This is a genomic window from Streptomyces sp. NBC_01717, assembly GCF_036248255.1.
Taxonomy (GTDB): Bacteria; Actinomycetota; Actinomycetes; order Streptomycetales; family Streptomycetaceae; genus Streptomyces.
This window is the reverse complement of the sequence record NZ_CP109179.1, coordinates 700,816-724,489: the sequence shown is the minus strand read 5'-3', so window position 1 is coordinate 724,489 and position 23,674 is coordinate 700,816. Positions and strand designations below refer to the sequence as shown.

Here is a 23,674-nt window from a genome sequence, read left to right as displayed (position 1 = left end):
GTTGGGCGGCCTGGAGGGGCTGTGGAGCGGCGTGGAGTTCGACGAGGCGGTGGCGCGCGAGCGTGCGGGCGAGGTGCGGCGTTTCGCCGATGTGGTGGCGCAGGCGTTGAACGGTTTCATGGTGGACGCTGCCCGTTTCGGCGGCCAGTACTACCTGAGGAACAGTTTTGTGCCGACGGTGGCGGCCGCCCGGAACCTGACGAACGCGGTGCAGCGCGCGGCGGCGGCCGGTAATGCCCGCGAGCTGGTGCGGGATGGTTTGCGGCCTGTGGCTCCGCGCACGTTGGGGGCGTTCGCCGAACTTGTGCGGGCCTACCGCGGGCGCAAGGCGTATGCCAGCGTCCCGGAAGGGGAGCAGTGGGGCCCCGTCGTGCCGGATCTTGAGAAGATGTCGCGTGCGGATAGGGCGGAGTTCGTGCGGGAGTTGTCGCGCGGCAACGTCGCGGCGCTGCGGTCGGATGTGGGTGACCTGCTGGGCGACAGGAAGTGGCAGGACCTGTATGAGCGGCTGCGGAGCCTTCCGCTGAGGCTCAAGCATGCGACCCCTGCCTTCCATGCCATCGCCAACAGCGGTGTGCTGGTCTCCCTGTCGGCTCTGGAACGGCAGGGAGAGGCCTTCCTCGCCTCGGGCATGAGCGAGGATGACGTGGAGCCGTTGGGTAACGGGGACTTCGCGTTCTTCCGGGTGGAGTCCGGGGACGCCCCGATGCAGACCCGGTTCGGTCCCACCACGCTGGTCTTCGGCATCGAGGAGCTGGAACGGCTCGGCGGCTGGGTGTCCCTGCACGACCAGGGGGCCCCGCTGGAGCGGGACGGCATGCGCGAGCTGCGGATGCCGGACCGTGACCGACCGCTGCGCTCCTCCAGGCTCCTGGATGGCAGCCACATCCAGTGGGTGAACACCTACCCGGATGCGCCGGCCGGCCGGCGGCGGGTTCTGGTCTCCTTCGAGGAGGAGGTCTTCCACGGTGCGGACGTGCGTGAGGGCATCGCCTTGTCCGTGCTGCGCGAGGTGGCGCGGATCGGCGGGGACTTCCCCCAGCACGCGTTCCGCCTCGACGAGGAGGGTCTTGGCAAGCTGGTCTCGCGTTTGTACCGGCCGGAGGCGAAGTTCGCCTCAGGGCTGCCGATCGACCTCGGACTCACACAGCAGCCGACCGGATGGCCCCGGCCCATCGTCGTGCACAACCCGGACGGCGACGGCCGCTATCTGCCCGACGGCACCATCGACCCACTGGCCATGGCAGCGAGCACGGCCACCCGTAAAGCGGACCAACTGGCGCTCGGACTGGAGCCGCTTTGGACCGGCTTCCAGATGGAAGCCGCGGAACTCCACGCATTGTCAAGAGAGGACAATACCTATGTATATGTATTGCAGTATAAAGCCGAGAGGTTCCGGACCAGGCTAGAGGAAATTCTTGATGATTACCGGAGCGCCGAGCGCAAGGTGTCCGACAGGCTCTTCGTATTCCGGTCTGACGCTGAGGGCGGCCGCCGGGAGGTTGCCGAGCGGCTGCTCAAGGAGCGAGCGGACAAGCGGGCCCAGGTCACCGCGCGCGCCAAGGAGATGTTTGAGGAAGTTGAGCGGATAATTGCTGACCGTTCGGGGTTCGGCTCGGGAGAGAGGCTGTCGCCCTTCGACGCGGCGTACGACGATCCCGCCTGGAACTCGCAGAGTCTGCAGTATGAAGACATGGTCGGCCGGGCGCTCGCTGCCAGCCCCGCAGTGATCGAAGAGGCCTGGCGGGCGGTCTCCGCGCTGCATGCGCTGTTGGCGAGCCATTACGGTGCGGAGGCGGCATCCCGGGTGTTCCTGGACGCCGAGCCGCGCAACGCCGCTGAGGTGGCGCAGGCCTTCGACCAACTGCTCGACGAGAGCGGCGAGGCGACCCTGACCGACCTGATGGACGCGTTCCGGCGTGCCGCCTACGCCAATACCGAGGAACGGCCGAACACCCTCGCCGACCTCTGGGAGAGCAAGCCCGAACTGAGGCCAGCCGGCCTGCCCGCACGCCCGCCGGCCGACTTGCCCTACTCCGCCGACCAACGGCAGAGCCTGACCCTGCGGGGATTCCCGCTGTCGGCCGGACCGGCCACCAGCGAGCAGTGGCTGCTGGCCGCTTACCACCAGGTCAGCGGGGCCAGCATCCCGGGCCCCTTCGCTCGGGCGGTGATGAGCCACTCGCTGGAAACCGGCACGGCCTCGATGATCGAGGTGCTCCAAGCCATGCAGGCGGTGCACCCCACGAATAAGCGTGCCGAGATCCTCTCAGGCGACGCGCTTGGCATGTACCAATGGGCCGACGAGACGGTCGCCGCCGTGCTGCCCGAGCCCGCCCCTGAAGGGCTCCGTGAGGCGTTGACTCTTCCTCACTTGGGCTTCTACAGGCTGATGAGTCAGGCTGTCAGCCGGGAGGCCTGGTCGGTGGGGCCCGATGACCTCCAGCAGGTGTTCGCGTCGCCCGACAACCAGTGGCCGGGCGCGCTGACGAGTCAGACCCTCAGCGTGGGTATCGCCGTCGAGCGGTGGAAGGCCGATCACCGGCAGCAGGGCTCAGTCCACCTGCAGCAGGCGCACATAGCCGCCCTGCAACTGCACGCCACGACCGAACAGCCCGCAGACGCTTTCAAGAAGTTCACCTCTCGCTTCGACGACGCCACCCGCAAACTGCTCGCCACCTGGCTCGACGTGTGGAAGGATCTTGCGGCTGCGCGGGTGAAAGCGCGTGCCCGGGGCTCGTACAGTGGCGACGCCGAGCTGCTGCCGCGGCTTCTCGTCCAGAACCCGCAATTCAGAAAGACCGCGGAGGAGCTGGACCAGGTCGTCACCCGAAACACAGCCGACTGGCCCGGACATTCCGTCCGTGCCGTCACGCGGCGTCTCGATCAGATCGCCGAAACCGCGCTGAGCTTCCTGCCCGTCCACGCGTACATGGTGAAAGAGGCGTTGACAGCACTGCCGCCTGTGGGCAAGGAAGTCTTCCTGCCGACATGGATGGAAGGGACCGTCGACGACGTTCTCTGGCCTGGGCGCGAGATACATTTCGAGGTGGTCCAGAGAGCCACGATGGACCTAGAGAAGGCGCTCCAGCCCCTGCCCAAACTGAACATCGACCGGCCGCAGTTTCGGGCCGTCTTCCGTGTGCTCGCCTCCACGGGCCGCGATGTCACGCCCTTCTCCGACCGGCCGGACACGAACCGGGTCCTGTTCCCGCCGGGCATGAAATTCACCGTGGTCGACAAGCGCTTCGTCCAGGGCCCAGCTGGTCCGGCTTGCCTGGTGATCGCCTCCGAGGCGACCCGGCTCCCTTCCCCCACGCCGCGGCCCCCGACCGAGGCTGCGACCCAGGACACACCCGACCAGACGCCTCTGGCGGAAGCACAATTCCCCAAGGAAGGCTGGAACTCGACTCCAGGGCAATCGGACGTGATGGATGACGAGCTGACGAGCTCGGATCCCGTTATGCCGACGCTTTACCTCTACAGTCACCAGGGTGGGATCCAGGAGTATTCCTCAGCCGACGGCATGCCCGTCGAGGCCATGGACTGGCGGGAATGGCGTAACCTGACGGTAGAGCTGCAGTCTAAGACGCCGTTCCGGGTGGATGGAGAGGCTTACTCTCAGCTGGACTTGGCCGCAGTGGTCGATCACTTCGCCCGCATCAGCGCGGACTGGGCTGAGCGGGTTGCCCGGTTCGCGTCCGAGGTGGACCGTGCGGCGCGTGCGGCCGGTGACTGGACCGGTCGCCGTATCCAGTGGACCGGTGATGAGGTCCGCGAACGCGGTGCGGGGCGCGACGGCGTACCCGGTGGGCGTTTTGGGCAGTCCCGGGCCGCGGCTGCGTCGGCGGGTCGGTCTTTCTCTGGCGTCTTCGCTTCCGCTGGTGACCGTATGCCGTCCATGGGTGGGCGGGCTGGGTCGCGGTGGCAGGCTCCTGAGGTGGTGGCGCGGGAGATCACTGATTCCAGCGGCCGGCGTATCGGGGTGATGTCCTTCGACGCCAAGGAAGGCGCGGCGCGTAAGGACGTGTACGGCAAGCTTGGTGGGCAGAGGCGTTATGTGCAGTGGCGGAAGGACGCGGTCAAGGGGAAGGTCGGTGAGTGGCGGGACCTTCCGCGAGGGTTCGGGGAGTCGTTCTTCCTGGCGCTTCACCATAACGAGCAGGGGTTCCATGTCGTGGGGCCGGACGGGCGCAGCCGGGTCTGGAGTGCGGAGGAGGTCGGCCGGGAACTGCGCGCGCGTAAGAAGGAGCTGTCCGGCTTCAAGCAGATCACTTTGCTGTCCTGCACCGCGGGCGCGGAGTCCACGACCACGGACCGCACCCAGGCCGATGCGCAGATCGTCGCGGACGTTTCCGGGTGGACGGTCAACGCACCCGTCGGCGAGGTGGCGTTCACCGAGTGGGGCCAGGATGCGCGTGTCAACCTGAAATACGACGCCGACGGCAACGCCACCGCCTGGCGCACCTTCCACCCTCAGGGCTCATCCGGGACTGGTGACGGGTCCGGGGGCCTCCGGAACGCGGCGGGCAGGACCGCCCCCGACACCACGACGAAATACCCGCCCAACGGCTGGAACTCGCCAACAAACCAGGCCGAGGAACTCAACCCGCTCCACCTTCTGGTCGTTGGCCAGTGGGTCATGTCGCTGGGCTCGTTGAGCGATGCTCCCGCGCAGGGCGTCCTGCCCTGGCGGGAGTGGCGGGCCCTGGCTCCCCACATACGGCGTAGGACGGGGGTGCTGATTGACACGGGGGTTCTGTCGCAGCGGGAGCTGCACGAGTTGGTGGATCAGCTCGCGGGGCTGGACGAGTCCAGGTGGGCTCGCGAGGTTGGGGACTTCGCTTCCCGTCTGGACCGGGCGGCCCGCGCCGCCGGCGGCGGGGACGGCAGCCAGGTCCTGTGGAGTGGTGCGGAGGTCCAAGCTCGCTTCCAGAAGCTTCAGGTGTCGCTGGGCGGCCTGGAACGACTGCTGAGCGACGGGGAGTTCGACGAGGTGGTGGCGCGCGAGCGTGCGGGCGAGGTGCGGCGTTCCGCTGATGTGGTGGCGCAGGCGTTGAACGGTTTCATGGTGGACGCTGCCCGTTTCGGCGGCCAGTACCACTTGAGGGACAGTTTTGTGCCGACGGTGGCGGCCGCCCGGAACCTGACGAACGCGGTGCAGCGCGCCGCGGCCGCCGGCAGTGCCCGCGAGCTGGTGCGGGATGGTTTGCGGCCTGTGGCCCCGAGCACGTTGGGGGCGCTGGCCGAACTTGTGCGGGCCTACCGCGGGCGCAAGGCGTATGCCAGCGTCCCGGAAGGGAAGCAGTGGGACCGCGTCGTGCCGGATCTTGAGAAGATGTCGCGCGCGGATAGGGCGGAGTTCGTGCAGGAGTTGTCGCGCGGCAACGTCGCGGCACTGCGGTCGGACGTGGCTGACCTGCTGGGCGACAGGCAGTGGCGGGACCTGTATGAGCGGCTGCGGAATCTTCCGCTGAGGCTCAAGCACGCCACGCCCGCCTTCCATGCCATCGCCAACAGCGGTGTGCTGGTTTCCCAGTCGGCTCTGGAACGGCAGGGCGATACCTTCCTCGCCTCGGGCTGGAGCGAGGATGACGTGGAGCCGTTGGGTAACGGGGACTTCGCGTTCTTCCGGGTGGAGTCCGGGGACGCCCCGGTGCAGACCCGGTACGGTCCCACCACGCTGGTCTTCGGCATCGAGGAGCTGGAACGGCTCGGCGGCTGGGTGTCCCTGCACGACCAGGCGGACCCGCTGGTCCGGGCCAGCATGCGCGAGCTGCGGATGCCGGACCGTGAGAGGCCTCTGCGCTCCTCCAGGGTCCTGGATGGCATCGACTTCCCCGGGGAGCGCATTCAGTGGGTGAACACCTACCCGGATGCGCCGGCCGGACAGCGGCGGGTTCTGGTCTCCTTCGAGGAGGAGGTCTTCCACGGAGCGGACGTGCGTGAGGGCATCGCCTTGTCCGTGCTGCGCGAGGTGGCGCGGATCGGCGGGGACTTCCCCCGGCATGCGTTCGGCCTCGACGAGGAGGGTCTTGGCAAGCTGGTCTCGCGTTTGTACCGGCCGGAGGCGAAGTTCGCCTCAGGGCTGCCGATCGACCGCGGGCTCACACAGCAGCCGACCGGATGGCCCCGGCCCATCGTCGTGCACAACCCGGACGGCGACGGCCGCTATCTGCCCAACGGCACCATCGACCCACTGGGCATGGCGGTGAGCAAGGCCGCAAAGGATGCGGACGAACGTGCGGTCCACTTGGAATTCCTTAAGACCCGATTCGAGATGGAGGTCGCGGAACTCCACGCGTCGTCGAGGGCGGACAAGGACGACGTACTGCGGGACAAAGCCAACACGTTCTGGTTCAGGATAGTGAAAAATCTTCCACTTTACGAGAGTGCCGAGAAGGAGGTGTTCGACAGGCTCGTCGAATTCCGGTCTGACGCTGAGGGCGGTCGCCGGGAGGTTGCTGAGCGACTGCTCAAGGAGCGGGCGGACAAGAAGGCCCAGGTCACCGCACGCTTCAAGAAGGTACTTGAGGAAGTCAAGCGGAAAATCGCTGACCGTTCGGGGTTCGGCTCGGGAGAGAGGCTGTCGCCCTTCGACGCGGTGTACGACGATCCTGCCTGGAACTCGCAGAGCGTGCTGTATGAAGGCGCGGTCGGCCGGGCGCTCGCTGCCAGCCCCGCGGTGATCGAAGAGGCCCGGCGGGCGGTCTCCGCGCTGCATGCGCTGTTGGCGAGCCACTACGGCGTGGAAGCGGCATCCCGGGTGTTCCTGGACGCCGAGCCGCGCAACGCCGCCGAGGCGGCGCAGGCCTTCGACCAACTGCTCGACGAGAGCGGCCAGGCGACCCTGACCGACCTGATGGACGCGTTCCGGCGTGCCGCCTACGCCAATACCGACGAACAGCCGAACACCCTCGCCGACCTCTGGGAGAGCAAGCCCGAACTGAGGCCGGCCAGCCTAACCGCACGCCCGCCGGCCGACTTGCCCTACTCCGCCGACCATCGGCAGAGCCTGAGCAAGCGGGGATTCCCCCTGTCGGCCGGTCCGGCCACCAGCGAGCAGTGGCTGCTGGCCGCGTACGACCAGTTGAGCGTGGCCGGCAACCCGAGCCCCTTCCCTCTGGCGGTGATGAGCCACTCACTGGAAACCGGTACAGCCTCGATGATCGAGGTGCTCCAAGCCATACAGGCGGCGTATTCCGGCTGGCATATTGGCGAGATTATCTCAGGCGACGCGCTGGGCATGTACCAGAAGTTCGAGGTCGTGGTCGCCGCCGTGCTGCCCGAGCCCGCCCCTGAAGGGCTCCGTGAGGCGTTGGCTCTTCCTCACTTGGGCTTCTACAGGCTGATGAGTCAGGCTGTCAGCCGGGAGGCCTGGTCGGTGGGGCCCGATGACCTCCAGCAGGTGTTCGCGTCGCCCGACAACCAGTGGCCGGGCGCGCTGACGAGTCAGACCCTCAGCGTGGCTGCCGCCGTCGAGCGGTGGAAGGCCGATCACCGGCAGCAGGGCTCAGTCCACCTGCAGCAGGCGCACATAGCCGCCCTGCAACTGCACGCCACGACCGAACAGCCCGCAGACGCTTTCAAGAAGTTCACCTCTCGCTTCGACGACGCCACCCGCAAACTGCTCGCCACCTGGCTCGACGTGTGGAAGGACCTTGCGGCTGCGCGGGTGAACGCGCGCACCCTAAGCCCATACAGCGGCGACGCCGAGCTGCTGCCACGGCTTCTCGTCCAGAACCCGCAATTCAGAAAGACCGCGGAGGAGCTGGACCAGGTCGTCACCCGAAACACAGCCGACTGGCCCGGACATTCCGTCCGTGCCGTCACACGGCGTCTGGACAAGATCGCCGAAACCACCCTGCGCTTCTTGCCCGTCCACGCGTACATGGTGAAAGAGGCGTTGACAGCACTGCCGCCTGTGGGCAAGGAAGTCTTCCTGCCGACATGGATGAAAGGCAACACCGCCCGGACATGGATGCCAGCCGTCGCCGCTCTCCCGCCTGGGCGCGAGAAACGTTTCGAGGTGGCCCAGAGAGCCACGACGGACCTAGAGACGGCGCTCCAGCTCCTACCCGAACCGAACAACGACGGGCCGCAGCATCTGGTCGTCCTCCGTGTGCGCAACTCCACGGGCCGCGATGTCACGCCCTTCTCCGACCGGCCGGGCACGAAGCTGGTCCTCTTCCCGCCGGGCATGAAATTCACCGTGGTCGGCAACAGTATCGTCGAGGGCCCAGCGGGTTCGGATTACGTAGAAGTGACCGTCGACGAGGCGACCCCGCTCCCCTCCCCCACGCCGCAACCCCCGACCGATGCCGCGACCCAGAACACACCCGACCCGACACCTCTGACGGAAGCACAATTCCCCGAGGAAGGCTGGAACTCATCACCGGGCCAGGCCGAGGAACTCAACCCGCTCCACCTTCTGGCCGATGACCAGGAGGTCATGTCGCTGGACTCGTTGAGTGATGCTCCCGCGCAGGGCGTCCTGCCCTGGAGGGACGGCAGTCAGGTTCTGTGGACCGGTGAGGAGGTCCAAGCTCGCTTCCAGGAGCTGAAGGCGTCGTTGGGCGGCCTGGAGGGGCTGTGGAGCGGCGTGGAGTTCGACGAGGCGGTGGCGCGCGAGCGTGCGGGCGAGGTGCGGCGTTTCGCCGATGTGGTGGCGCAGGCGTTGAACGGTTTCATGGTGGACGCTGCCCGTTTCGGCGGTCAGTACCACTTGAGGAACAGTTTTGTGCCGACGGTGGCGGCGGCCCGGAACCTGGCGGACGCGGTGCAGCGCGCGGTGGCGGCCGGTAATGCCCGCGAGCTGGTGCGTGATGGTCTGCGGCCTGTGGCCCCGAGCACGTTGGGGGCGCTGGCCGAACATGTGCGGGCCTACCGCGGGCGCAAGGCGTATGCCAGTGTCCCGACGGGGGAGCAGTGGGACCGCGTCGTGCCGGATCTCGAGAAGATGTCGCGTGCGGATAGGGCGGAGTTCGTGCGGGAGTTGTCGCGCGGCAACGTCGCGGCGCTGCGGTCGGACGTGGGTGACCTGCTGGGCGACAGGCAGTGGCGGGACCTGTATGAGCGGCTGCGGAATCTTCCGCTGAGGCTCAAGCACGCCACGCCCGCCTTTCACGCCATCGCCAACAGCGGTGTGCTGCTCTCCCTGTCGGCTCTGGAACGGCAGGGAGATGCCTTCCTCGCCTCGGGCTGGAGCGAAGATGACACAGCGCGATTGGGCAACGGGGACTTCGCGTTCTTCCGGGTGGAGTCCGGGGACGCCCCGATGCAGACCCGGTTCGGTCCCACCACGCTGGTCTTCGGCATTGAGGAGCTGGAGCGGCTGGGCGGCTGGGTCTCCCTGCACGACCAGGCGGACCCGCTGGTCCGGGCCAGCATGCGCGAGCTGCGGATGCCGGGCCGCTGGAGGCCTCTGCGCTCCTCCAGGGTCCTGGATGGCATCGACTTCCAGGGGGAGCGCATTAAGTGGGTGAACACCTACCCGGATGCGCCGGCCGGCCGGCGGTCGGTTCTGGTCTCGTTCGAGGAGGAGGTCTTTTACGGTGCGGACGTGCGTGAGGGTATCGCTTTGTCCGTGCTGCGCGAGGTGGCGCGGATCGGCGGGGACTTCCCCCGGCATGCGTTCGGTCTCGACGAGGAGGGTCTTGGCAAGCTGGTCTCGCGTTTGTACCGGCCGGAGGCGAAGTTCGCCTCAGGGCTGCCGATCGACCTCGGGCTCACACAGCAGCCGACCGGATGGCCGCGGCCCATCGTGGTGCACAACCCGGACGGCGACGGCCGCTATCTGCCCGACGGCACCATCGACCCACTGGGCATGGCGGTGAGCACGGCCGCCAAGGATGCGGACGGCTGGGCGATCCAGCAGGAGGAGGAGTGGGCCGACTTCCAGACGGAAGTCGCCGAACTCCAGATGTCCTCAAGAGTGGACAGTACCCAAGTATTGGAGGAAATGGCCGAGGAGTTCCGGACCCTTCTAGAGAGAAAACTTCATGGTTACGAGAGTGCCGAGAAGGAGGTGTTCGACAGGCTCGTGGAATTCCGGTCTGACGCTGAGGGCGGTCGCCGGGAGGTTGCTGAGCAGCTGCTCAAGGAGCGGGCGTACAAGCGGGCCCAGGTCACCGCACGCACCAAGGAGATACTTGAGGAAGCCGAGCGGATAATCGCTGACCGTTCGGGGTTCGGCTCGGGAGAGAGGCTGTCGCCCTTCGACGCGGTGTACGACGATCCTGCCTGGACCTGGCAGAGTCTGCTGTATGAAGGCGCGGTCGGCGGGGCGCTTGCTGCCAGCCCGGCGGTGTTCGAAGGGGCCCGGCGGGCGGTCTCCGATCTGCATGTGCTGTTGGCGAGCCATTACGGTGCGGAGGCGGCATCCCGGGTGTTCCTGGACGCCGAGCCGCGCAACGCCGCTGAGGTGGTGCAGGCCTTCGACCACCTGCTCGACGAGAGCGGCGAGGCGACCCTGACCGACCTGATGGACGCGTTCCGGCGTGCCGCCTACGCCAATACCGAGGAACAGCCGAACACCCTCGCCGACCTGTGGGAGAGCAAGCCCGAGCTGAGGCCGGCGGGTCTGCCCGCACGCCCGCCGGCCGACTTGTCCTACTCCGCCGACGAGCGGCAGAGCCTGAGCCTGCGGGGATTCCCGCTGTCGGCCGGTCCGGCCACCAGCGAGCAGTGGCTGCTGGCCGCGTATGACCAGTTGAGCGTGGCCGGCAACCCGAGCCCCTTCCCTCTGGCGGTGATGAGCCACTCGCTGGAAACCGGTACGGCCTCGATGATCGAGGTGCTCCAAGCCATACAGGCGGCGTATTCCGGCTGGGATATTGGCGAGATTATCTCAGGCGACGCGCTGGGCATGTACCAGGCGTTCGAGGTCGTGGTCGCCGCCGTGCTGCCCGAGCCCGCCCCTGAAGGGCTCCGTGAGGCGTTGGCTCTGCCTCACTTGGGCTTCTACAGGCTGATGAGTCAGGCTGTCAGCCGGGAGGCCTGGTCGGTGGGGCCCGATGACCTCCAGCAGGTGTTCGCGTCGCCCGATAACCAGTGGCCGGGCGCGCTGACGAGTCAGGCCAGAAGCGTGGGTATCGCCGTCGAGCGGTGGAAGGCCGATCACCGGCAGCAGGGCTCCGTGCACCTGCAGCAGGCGCACATAGCCGCCCTGCAATTGCACGCCATGACCGAACAGCCCGAAGACGCTTTTAAGAAGTTCACCTCTCGTTTCGACGTCGCCACCCGCAAACTGCTCGCCACCTGGCTCGACGTGTGGAAGGACCTTGCGGCTGCGCGGGTGGAAGCGCGTGCCCTGGGCTCGTACAGCGGTGACGCCGAGCTGCTGCCGCGGCTTCTCGTCCAGAGCCCGCAATTCAGAAAGACCGCGGAGGAGCTGGACCAGGTCGTCACCCGAAACACGGCCGACTGGCCCGGACATTCCGTCCGTGCCGTCACACGGCGCCTGGACAAGATCGCCGAAACCGCGCTGCGCTTCCTGCCCGTCCACGCGTACACGGTGAAAGAGGCGTTGACAGCACTGCCGCCTGTGGGCAGTGAAGTCTTCCTGCCGACATGGATGGAAGGGACCGCCGACGATCTCCTGCTTGGGGGCCGGATACGTGTCGGGATGGTCCAGAGAGCCACGACGGTCCTAAAGGAGGCGCTCCAGCCCCTGCCCAAACCGAACAGCGACGGGCCGCAGTATCTGGTCGTCCTCCGTGTGCATAACTCCACGGGCCGCGATGTCACGCCCTTCTCCGACCGGCCGGACACGAACCGGGTCCTCTTCCCGCCGGACACGAAATTCACCGTGGTCGACAAGCGCTTCGTCAAGGGCAAAGCGGGTCCGACTTACCTACGAGTGACCGTCGACGAGGCGACCCCGCTCCCCTCCCCCACACCGCAGCCCCCGACCGGCACCGCGACCCAGAACACACCCGACCAGACACCTCTGACGGAAGCACAATTCCCCAAGGAAGGCTGGAACTCGGCGCCAGGACAATCAGACGTCATGGATAACGAGCCGACGGGCTCGACTCCGGTTGTGCCGACGCTTTACCTCTACAGTCACCAGAACGGGATCCAAGAGTATTCCTCAGCCGACGGCATGCCCGTCGAGGCCATGGACTGGCGGGAATGGCGCGAGATTTCCGAGGAACTGCAGCATGACACGCCGTTCCGGGATGGTGGACAGACGCTCTCCCAGCGGGCGGAGTCCCGGTGGCAGGCTCCTGATGCGGTGGCGCAGGAGATCACCGACTCCAGCGACCGGCGTATCGGCGTGATGTCCTTCAACGCCCAGGATGCCGGGAAGCGCAAGGACGCTTACGGCAAGCTCGCCGAGCAGAAGAGTTATCTGCAGTGGCGTCTGGACGACCAGAACACCCCGGGCAGTGAATGGCGGGACCTTCCGCACAAGTTCGGGGAGTCGTTCTTCCTGGCGCTTCACCATAACGAGCAGGGGTTCCACGTCGTGGGGCCGGACGGCCGCAGCCGGGTCTGGAGTGCGGAGGAGGTCGGCCGGGAACTGCGCGCGCGTAAGAAGGAACTGTCCGGCTTCAAGCAGATCACTCTGTTCTCCTGCACCGCAGGCGCGGAGTCCACGACCCCGGACCGCGCGCAGAGCGACGCGCAGATCGTCGCGGACGTTTCCGGGTGGACGGTCAACGCACCCGTCGGCGAGGTGAACTTCAGCCAGCCCGAAGGCGAAGCCCCACGCGTCAACCTGAAATACGACGCCGACGGCAACGCCACCGCCTGGCGCACCTTCCACCCCGGAGCCTCGTCCGCGGCTGAGGACGGCAACATGACATCCGCAGCCACCCCCGACACGACAACGCAATTCCCGCCCGACGGCTGGAACTCGCCAGCGAGCCAAGCCAAGAAACTCAAGCCGCTCTACCTCCTGTTCGACGGCGAGGCGGTGACTTCCCTGAGCTCGTTGCGCGATGCTCGCGCGCGGGGCGCCATGCCCTGGCGGGAGTGGCGGGCTCTGGATTTCGACGAGCGGCTTCGGACGAGTGCGCTGATCGATACCAGGGTTCTGTCCCAGCGGGAGCTGCACGAGTTGGTGGATCGGTTCGCCGGGCTGGACGAGTCCAGGTGGGCTCGCGAGGTTCGGGACTTCGCTTCCCGTCTGGACCGTGCGGTTCGTGCCGCAGGCGGCGGGGACGGCAGCCAGGTCCTGTGGAGTGGTGCGGAGGTCCAAGCTCGCTTCCAGGAGCTGAAGGCGTCACTGGACGGCCTGGAACGACTGCTGAGCGACGGGGACTCCTACAACGCCCTCACCGCGATTGACCGGTTGGTCCACCGATGGAACCGGATGCTCCATCGAAAAGGTGGCGATTCAGGGGCCGCTGTCCACCGCGTACTCGAGCGTGCGGGCGAGGTGCGGCGTTTCGCCGATGTGGTGGCGCAGGCGTTGAACGGTTTCATGGTGGACGCTGCCCGTTTCGGCGGCCAGTACTACCTGAGGAACAGTTTTGTGCCGACGGTGGCGGCGGCCCGGAACCTGGCGGACGCGGTGCAGCGCGCGGCGGCGAGCGGCGGTGTCAGCGACCTGACCCTGGACGGCTTGCGGCCTGTGGCCCCGAGCACGTTGGAGGTGCTCGCCGAACATGTGCGGGCCTACCGCGGGCGCAAGGCATATGCCAGCCTCCCGGATGGGGTCCTGTGGCGTCTCGTCATGCCGGATCTCGAGAAGATGACGCGTGCGGATAGGGCGGAGTTCGTGCGGGAGTTGTCGCGCGGCAACGTCGCGGCGCTGCGGTCGGACGTGGGTGACCTGCTGGGCGACAGGCAGTGGCAGGACCTGTATGAGCGGCTGCGGAGCCTTCCGCTGAGGCTCAAGCACGCCACGCCCGCCTTCCATGCCATCGCCAACAGCGGTGTGCTGGTCTCCCTGTCGGCGCTGGAACGGCAGGGAGAGGCCTTCCTCGCCTCGGGCATGAGCACGATGGACACGGCGCTATTGGGCAACGGGGACTTCGCGTTCTTCCGGGTGGAGTCCGGGGACGCCCCGATGCAGACCCGGTACGGTCCCACCACGCTGGTCTTCGGCATCGAGGAGCTGGAGCGGCTGGGCGGCTGGGTGTCCCTGCACGACCAGGGGGCCCCGCTGGAGCGGGCCAGCATGCGCGAGCTGCGAATGCCGGACCGTGACCTGCCTCTTCGCTCCTCGCGGCTCGTGGTTGGCCTCCACACCCAGTGGGTGAACACCTACCCGGATGCGCCGGCCGGCCGGCGGCGGGTTCTGGTCTCCTTCGAGGAGGAGGTCTTCCACGGTGCGGACGTGCGTGAGGGCATCGCCTTGTCCGTGCTGCGCGAGGTGGCGCGGATCGGCGGGGACTTCCCCCGGCATGCGTTCGGCCTCGACGAGGAGGGTCTTGGCAAGCTGGTCTCGCGTTTGTACCGGCCGGAGGCGAAGTTCGCCTCAGGGCTGCCGATCGACCGCGGGCTCACACAGCAGCCGACCGGATGGCCGCGGCCCATCGGCGTGCACAACCCGGACGGCGACGGCCGCTATCTGCCCGACGGCACCATCGACCCACTGGCCATGGTGGCGACCAAGGCCACCCGCAAAGCGGACCAACTGGCGCTCGGACTGGAGCCGCTTTGGACCCGCTTCCAGAAGGAAGTCACGGAACTCCAGGCGTCATCGAGGACGGACAAGGACGACGTACTGCGGGAGAAAGTCAAGTATTTCCGGGTCATTCTAGAGCTCACTATGAGTTATTGGGAGAGAGCCGACGACAAGGTGTTCGACAGGCTCGTGGAATTCCTGTCTGACGCTGCGGGCAGCCGCCGGAAGGTTGCCGAGCGGCTACTCAAGGAACGGGCGGACAAGCGGGCCCAGGTCACCGCACGCACCAAGGAGATACGTGAGGAAGCCGAGCGGATAATCGCTGACCCTTGGCGGTCCGCATCGCAAGAGTTGGTGTCGCCCTTCGACGCGGCGTACGACGATCCCGCCTGGAACTCGCAGAGTCTGCAGTATGAAGACATGGTCGGTCGGGCGCTTGCTGCCAGCCCCGCGGTGATCGAAGAGGCCCGGCGGGCGGTCTCCGATCTGCATGCGCTGTTGGCGAGCCATTACGGCGTGGAAACGGCATCCCGGGTGTTCCTGGACGCCGAGCCGCGCAACGCCGCCGAAGTGGCGCAGGCCTTCGACCACCTGCTCGACGAGAGCGGCGAGGCGACCCTGACCGACCTGATGGACGCGTTCCGGCGTGCCGCCTACGCCAATACCGACGAACAGCCGAACACCCTCGCCGACCTCTGGGAGAGCAAGCCCGAACTGAGGCCGGCCAGCCTCACCGCACGCCCGCCGGCCGACTCGCCCTACTCCGCCGACCAGCGGCAGAGCCTGACCCTGCGGGGATTCCCCCTGTCGGCCGGACCGGCCGACAGCGAGAAGTGGCTGCTGGCCGCGTACGACCAGGTGAGCGTGGCCGGCATCCCGGGCCCCTTCTTTTTGGCGGTGATGGGCCACTCGCTGGAAACCGGTACGGCCTCGATGATCGAGGTGTTCCACGCCATGCAGGCGGTGCACCCCTTGGAGGATTTTGCCGAGATCCTCTCAGGCGACGCGCTTGGCATGTACCAGTGGGCCGACGAGACGGTCGCCTCCGTGCTACCCGAGCCCGCCCCTGAAGAGCTCCGGGCGGGACTGACTCTGCCCCACCTGCGTTTCTACAGGCTGATGAGCCAGGCGACCAGGCGGGAGGCGCAAGCGCCCGCACCTGACGACCTCCAGCAGGTGTTCGCATCCCCCGACAACCAGTGGCCGGGCGCGCTGACGAGTCAGACCCTCAGCGTGGCTGCCGCCGTCGAGCGGTGGAAGGCCGACCACCGGCAGCAGGGCTCCGTCCACCTGCAACAGGCGCACATAGCCGCCCTGCAACTGCACGCCACGACCGAACAGCCCGAAGACGCTTTCAAGAAGTTCACCTCTCACTTCAACGTCGCCACCGGCCACCTGCTCACCAACTGGCTCGACGTGTGGACGAACCTTGCGGCTGCGCGGGTGAACGCGCGTGCCCTGGGCCCGTACAGCGGCGACGCCGAGCTGCTGCCACGGCTTCTCGTCCAGAACCCGCAATTCAGAAAGACCGCGGAGGACCTGGACCAGGTCGTCACCCGAAACACAGCCGACTGGCCCGGACATTCCGTCCGTGCCGTCACACGGCGCCTGGACCAGATCGCCGAAGCCACCCTGCGCTTCCTGCCCGTCCACGGGTACACGGTGAAAGAGGCGTTGGAAGTACTGCCGGGCATAGACAAGGACGTCTTCCTGCCTCGATGGATGGAAGGGACCGTCGACGCGAGCACTCTCTGGCCTGGGAGCGACGCAAGTTTCGATGCGGTCCACAAAGCCACGACGGATCCCAGGGAGGCGCTCGAACTCCTGCCGGAACCGGACATCAACGAGCCGCAGCATCTGGCCGTCTTGCGTGTGCGCGACTCCACAGGCCGCGATGTCACCCCCTTCTCCGACCGGCCGGACAAGAAGCTGGTCCTCTTCCCGCCGGGCATGAAATTCACCGTGGTCGACAGGCGCGTCGTCGAGGGCCCAGCGGGTTCGGCTTACCTGGACGTGACCGTCAACGAGGCGACCCCGCTCCCTTCTCCCACACGCCGGCCCCCAACCGGGACCACGGACCAGGACACACCCGATCACACGCCTGTGACAGCAGCACAATCCCCCACCGGAGGCTGGAACTCGACGCCAGGACAATCAGACGTTGCGGATGACGAGCCGACGGGCTCGACTCCGGTTGTGCCGACGATCCAGGAGTATTCCTCAGCCGACGGCATGCCCGTCGAGGCCATGGACTGGCGGGAATGGCGCGAGCTTTCCGAGGAACTGCAGCCTGACACGCCGTTCCGGGTTGATGGCTGGAACGGCAACACCCCGCTTGGCGCGCGCGGAACCACCCCTGACACGACGGCCGTCTTCCCGTCCGACGGCTGGAACAGCGGCAGCTCCGCAGCCATTGCCTCTTCCCCGGGCTCGGGCAGCAGCGGTCAGGAGCGGTTCGAGGGGGTCAGCCACATGTCTGACGCGGTCGAACAGGTCCTCACCGCTGGCGTCGATCCTCGCTTGCACTACCCGGGCAAGATCGATGGTGAGGTGCCCAGGCTGGTCGCCAAGGCGGAGGGCGGAATCGACAGGTACCTCGCCGAGTACGACACCTGGCAGGCGAATCACAAAAGCTCGAAATGGGGCATACTCAACGGAGGGCCTAACAACAGCATCGAGTACCTGAATAAGCTGGTGGGTCCGCCCCAGGGGCGGGGCAGGGGCGAGCTGGTGGCAGCCCTGGAGTCGAGCATCCGTGCCGACCTGACCGCCACCGCGTCGAAGACGATGGCGAACTACCGGGCGGCGGCGCTCGGTGCGAAGCGCAAGCTCGTCCTCGGCCGCATCCGCGACACCAGTCGGTGGGCCGCGTACCAGCAGGGCAAGCGGCAGGTCGGGGACCAGCTGTCCGAGGACGCGCGTATAGGCCGGCTGCTGAACATCACCAACTGGTCCGTTACCGCCAACTACGCCTTCGTGGACGGCGGCATCGCGGAGCGCGCCGTGTTCAAAATCGTCACCAGTCTCGGTCCGCGGATCGAAGGCATGCTGATCGGCGGGCAGCTGAACGCGGGAAACTTCTGGCAGGAGATCGAGAACCTGGGCAACGGCGCCCTCTGGGACAGCAACAAGTCGCCCGACGAGGGAGGCCCCCCGGCGTTGCTGGGGCACGAGATCCTCCAGCTCATCGAGTCCGGCTACCAGTTCTTCGGCCGGGAGAGCACCTTCGCGAAGGGCCACGCCCGACTCGTCGCGATCCACCCCGACCGGCCCGCCCCCGCACCCGGAGACAAAACCCAACCACTCACTCTCCCCTCTCTCAGCGGCAAGCCGGGTGCGGGCAGTCGCCAGGAGCTCGCCGACCGCCTGCGGGCGGAACATTTCCCCACCCAGGGCTGGAACTCGACGCCCACTCACAGCGGCGAGGTCGGCGACCCGGCCCCAGTGGACGGCACGAGCAGCACGAATCAGGCCGATGAACTCAACCCGCTCTACCTCGACACCAGCGATGTCATGGATGATGAGGAGGACGACCTACAAACGGCGCTCGAGACCCTGGCCGGCCTTCTCCCTGACAACCCGGACCTTGCTCCCTTGACGCTGGCGGACCTCGACCGGTTCGCCGTCCAGAGGCTGCACCTTCGACACGTGACAGACCCGGCCGACCGGCGCCGCCGGGCCGTCCAGGCGGTGAATGCGGCACGGCGTGAGGGACGGGCCCACAGCCTGGCAGCCCTGGAAGCCCACCACCTCCAGACCGAGGGGGCCCTCTCCGACAGATGGCTTGTCACGACCCCCCAGGGCCAGAACCAGGGTCGCGACTGGAACGACGAATCGCCAGAAAACCTCAATCTCGGCACCGTCGGCCTGCTGAAGGCAACCGACGACGACTTCGAGTTGGACGAGGGCAGTCTCACCAACGCCCCCTGGCCGGACAACACCTTCCTCTACACCACCGTCAAGGATGAGGATGAGAGCGAACTTCAATCGCGCCGGTTCCGGATCCAGACCCTAAAGGGCATCCGGCCGGTCACCGAGGACGTGTTAGCCGAGCTGATCGCCAACGATCCCGCCCGGCCGTTCGGCGCCCCGATCCTCCTGCTCACCCCGCACAGAATCGACCTGGCACTCGACCTGGCACGGACCGTGGCCAACACCACCGGCAAAAACGTGTGGACGTCCACCGGCCACGCCGGAACGTGGAACGACGAGGAAACTGGCACGACTTACCCGGTCCGGATCGACGAAGACCCGGGAGAGCAGCCGATGGGACAGTGGGTGGTCAGCCCGCCCGGACTGCTGCCCCCGCCAGGGACGGAACCGTCGAGCAGCGGCCAGTGGCTCTACACCAGGAAGGGCAACAAACGCTACTGGGTGCCCGACCGGGACCTCATCACCCACGCCCTCATCGACCCCGAAACACACCAGTCCATCGGCCGCTCCACCATCAGCGAAGCCGACCAGGCTACCGCCGAGGCAGCCGACTACCATTCCCGGCTGCGATCCGCACAGTCCGTCTACCACGTAGATCCGGCTCACCCGAAGTTGGTCCCGGTGGGGACAACGCCCACGCCGTGGGCGGACGCGGACCCGGCCCTGCAGATGTATGTCTTCGACGGTCACGGCGACGGGCACGGCCGCTTCTGGTGGCGGGCACGGATCAACGGAGAAGTCAGGAAGCTGTGGGGGACGCCGCGGTCCGCGGGCGGCTACCTCAAACGACGCCCCAGCCTGAACAGACTGCGCCAAACAGCCCAAGGCCACCCCGTGCCCATCCTCGTCTCAACGTGCTATGCGGCCACCGTGCCGCAAGGAGCCGTGGACCCGCTGACCACCGCCGAATCCGCCCAGATCCTGGCCACCGAAACCAGCGCCCCCCTCTACGCACCCACCCACGGCGTGGGCCAAGACGCAAACAGCCACGATCTGGGGATCGAGGCCGACAGTCGGGGCGGGTTCGGTGAGTGGAAGGAGTTCCGGCCGGATCCGGAAGGCGATGCGATGGAGCAGCTGGCACGCGACATGGGCCTGACCGCCGGCCCAGGCCCGCTGCCACAGCACATTGTCGGCCAGGCAGCCCGCCTGGTGCGGGCCCTGCGACAGGTCTTCGGCCCCACCGCCGAACACGACCCACACCTCGTGGCCGGCATCGGAGCCCTGGAACGACTCCGCCAAGCAGACCCCGCCTTCATCGGAACCGGCCCCTTCACCCTCGCCTTCTTCCAACACGCCGCACAACAACTCCACCAAACCACCGACCAACCGACACCCACCGCCGACACCGACGCCGACGCACACCGCGCACTGCTCACACACGCCCGGCAGTGGGCCCAAGACACCTCGCGACCCTTCCAGCTCACCGCACACCTACCCCTCCCCGCAGTCCAAGCCCCCCACGATGCATGGACCCGCGACAGCGAATACGCCACACGTGCCATCCTGGACAACGTGGACTTCGCCAAGCCGGTGAACGGTCCCGTGATCGGACCAGTCACCGACGGCGACCAGCGCGCCCTGGCCTTCTGGTCACTGGTACGCGCCCAAGTCGCCATCAACGCCTACGGCGGCCCCACGGACAACCTCACGCGAAACATCCTCCACCTGGACATAACCCAACCAGTCACCCAGGAACACAAAGACACCGTCCTGGTTCTGATAGCGCACGCGATCGCCGCAGGCCGCACCGGAACCGGACCCGCCGCCTGGGCAGCCCACCACCTCCATACCACCACCCAACTCCTCTCCCCCGACACCCTCACCCAAAGCACCCAAACCGGCATCCGAGGCCGCAACTTCACCAGCAGACCGATCAAAAAACTGGACCTGGACATGGAGCTGGCAGAGCATTATTTCCTGGTCGCCGAGGTCGGCCCCCGCCACGTTGAAGCGGTCGAGCCGAACGGGGCCCGGCACCCGGTGCCGTTCGATCAGATCGCCGAGCTTCTGACCGCAGACCCGCAACTCCCCGACCTGGACGTCCCCATCATGCTCCAGGTCTCGGGGGATCTCGCCGGGCGGGAGGCCCTGGCACACGCGATCGCGGACCAAACCGGCCGACGCGTACTCCACCACACCAGCCGCGATGGTCTGCCCGTGTCCGACCCCGACGCCGACGGCATCTCCCAGGTCCACCTGACCGCCTCACCCGACACGTGGCGGGAGGTGTGTCCGCACCGCCCGCACTTCCTACCGCCCCCACCCCTCCCCGAAAGCGCGGACTCCCCGCACTCCGAAGCCAAGACCACCGCACCAGCCCTACGGTTGGCTTCGCCAGACAAGCAGTACCCCAACCGCGACGAGGAATCGACTGAGCCGTATTCCGCCACCGCGTCGCCTCGACGAGGCGTCTACCGCCGCACTGGGCCAAACTCTGCCGAACTGGACGGGGCGGCGTTGACGTTGGCTCCAAGCGAGCCCCCGCAAACAGATCAAGGCTTCACCGGCTCGCTACTGCTCGCTCTGCGTCACGTGGCACCTGCTGCGCTTGAGATCCTCGCGGCAGCTGATGCCGGCACAGCCGAAGCGTTCTCCGCCTGGCTTTCGCTTCGCGTCACCGACGCCGACGTCCCCGGCCACGCGCTGCCGCCCCTGGACGGCGGGGCCCTGGTGCCGCTGGACTTGCTGCGCGGCGCCGGTGTGCCGCACTCGCCGGGACAGCTGGTGCAGGGTGCTCTGGGGGGCGGCAGGTTAGCCCTCGCCGATGTCGCCCTGAGTCTCGTCCACCGGTTCCGGCTCCTGCTCCTTGACCCAACGTACGCAGACGGCGAAGAGGAGACCGTCAGGGAGCTGACGGCCCGCGTCCTGTCCGCCGTGGCAGCCCGAGAACTGGGCGTCCGGATAGCGCTGGTGAATTCGAACGAAGAAGTCGAATTCATCGGCGGCGACCACGACGGCGACGACGAAACCGGCGAGGCCGTCGGTGACAGGCCGACAGGTGATGGCCAGATCACCGGTGCCGCCCGACGGGAGGAACCCGAGTTGCCGCTCGCCGTCGTCATCCATGAAGGTGAGGACCACTACGTCGCCCCGCAACCGCGCGCTCCACGGCCCGGAACAGGCGGAACAGGTCTTTCCGAACAGGTCGATGAGGTCGATGCACCGTCCGCCCAGGGGTTCGAGCCGACGTCGTCCGAAGGGGCCCGACCGGAGTCGGCTCTCTCCCAGGACCTCGCGCTGCTCCACACGGAGGTGGCCCGAGAAATGCGGGCGTTGGACCCGGGCCACGGCCCCGTGGATGCCGGGACGGTGGAGCGGCTACACGACGAGCTGCCTTCCCACCTGCGGACAGGCACGCTTCGCCAACGTGGTGAGGCGATCGCGCAGGTCCTGCTCACCGGCCGGCCGGCCGGTCTGCGCGGCGGGGCACCGCAGACCCCGGAATCAGTTTTTGCGTTGACGTCCGCATCCGCTTTCTCGGAAGCGTCGCGGCTCGTATCGGAGGCCGACAGCCCGCCCGCCATCGACCACCCCGGCGCGGCACGGAGTAACGCGAGCCACCTCCCCTCGCCTCATGTCACGGCAGGAGGGGGAAGCCGGGTCGCGGGCGGCCAGGTCGCCCCGTACGCGAGAGCGGACGAGCTGCTGGCGGACCTGCACGCGTCAGTGATCACTCCGACCCGTGTGCGGCGGCCGGGAGAGGACACCTATCTCCTTGGCCCGGACCTGTTCGGCACACGCCGGCCAACACCGCCCCCCGGCTTCCTGGCCGGACACGACTTCACGTCGCTGACGGGGGGACAGGCCATCACGTTCCTCCGGCGGCTGGACGTGGCGCTGGAGGCGCCGACGCACGCGGAGATGGCCCCGGCGAGGCTGCCGGAGGACGAAAGGGTGTGGGCGACCGAGAGGTCTAGCCCCGAGCTGAGGGCCTGGGCGGGCAGCGACGACCTGCCGCCCCTGCCTGCCACAGCGGAAACCCCCGCCCTCCTGCACTCCATCTGGCTGGGCGGCCCCCTGAAGGGAGCGGGGAAGACGGAGATGTTCCGTGCGGGTCTGGAGTGGACGGCCAACACCTACAAGGACCTGCAGTTGGTCCTGTGGACCGACATGCCGCGCGCTGCCTTCGACCGCGCCAAAGCATTTCAGCAAGCCTGGGACAGCCCCGGTCTCGCCGACGTGGGCGACATGCTGCGCTGGGCGACTCAGCGGAATATCGTCGTTGTCAACGTCGACGAGGTATTCAACGCGGAATCCCCCATGCTCCTACACGAGTTCTACAGGGCTGAGAGCGCGAAACAGGCCGGCCCCGGATACGCGGCGGCCAGCGACATCCTCCGTTTGGAGGTCACGCGCCGCTTCGGCGGCATATACCTCGACGGCGACAACGCGTTTGTGGATCCATCGTCTCTGACCGAGGTGCTGTACTCCCGCGAGGGATACGCCATCGACCACGACAAAAACACCCGCACCATAGGCAACTCTACGCTGGCGATGACCATGAACCATCCCTTCGCCGCGGTCTACCTCGACGAGATCAAAAAGCGCTATAGCAAGAGCCAGCGCGACCTGATGCCCCCGGACATACTCTCCGCGGACAGCGGATACCTCGCCACTCCCGAGGGCATGGTCCGCCGGAACTCCGTCATGGAGCGGACCGGACCCGCGGTCCTCAACAGCGTGGCGCTACGGCTCGGGATCGACCCAGCGGACTTCCCGAGCCTGCCCGGAGTGATCGCCGGGAACACCCTGACCTGGCTCGACAAGCCGGCGCCCGCGCCGCAAGACGCCCCTGTGCCAGGACGCCCCGAGACGCTGCGCACGGCACAGCTGTTCATCCAGTCCCTGGTACGCGACCTGTACAACCGCGACGGCGACCTTCACCTGACGTCGGCCGACTGGGCACTGTACGGGCATCCGCAACGGGACCTGCTGTGGGAAGCGACCCTCGCGTTCATCGCGGAACGGCCCGAACTGGCCGCGAGGGCAACCACGGTAACTCTCCGTCGCGTCGATCGGGACGGAGAGCACAACGTGCGGTTGCCCGCCGCGGCCGCCGCGTTGCTGGACTTCGACACCCCTGCCACCGAAGGCGAGCGCCCGACCATGTGGCTGGGCGAGTACCAGACCCCTGTAAGACTGCGGCCACCGCTCTGA

1 protein-coding gene (cut by a window edge) is annotated in these 23,674 nt (G+C 67.4%); it reads left to right on the top strand.

What is annotated here, in order from left to right; translation table 11 throughout:
- Positions 1-23,674, top strand: the 3' portion of a protein-coding gene (locus OHB49_RS44940; protein ID WP_329167401.1) for a lonely Cys domain-containing protein. It extends 965 nt beyond the left edge of the window; the window shows 23,674 of its 24,639 coding nt (coding positions 966-24,639); its start codon lies off the left edge, out of view; its stop codon occupies positions 23,672-23,674.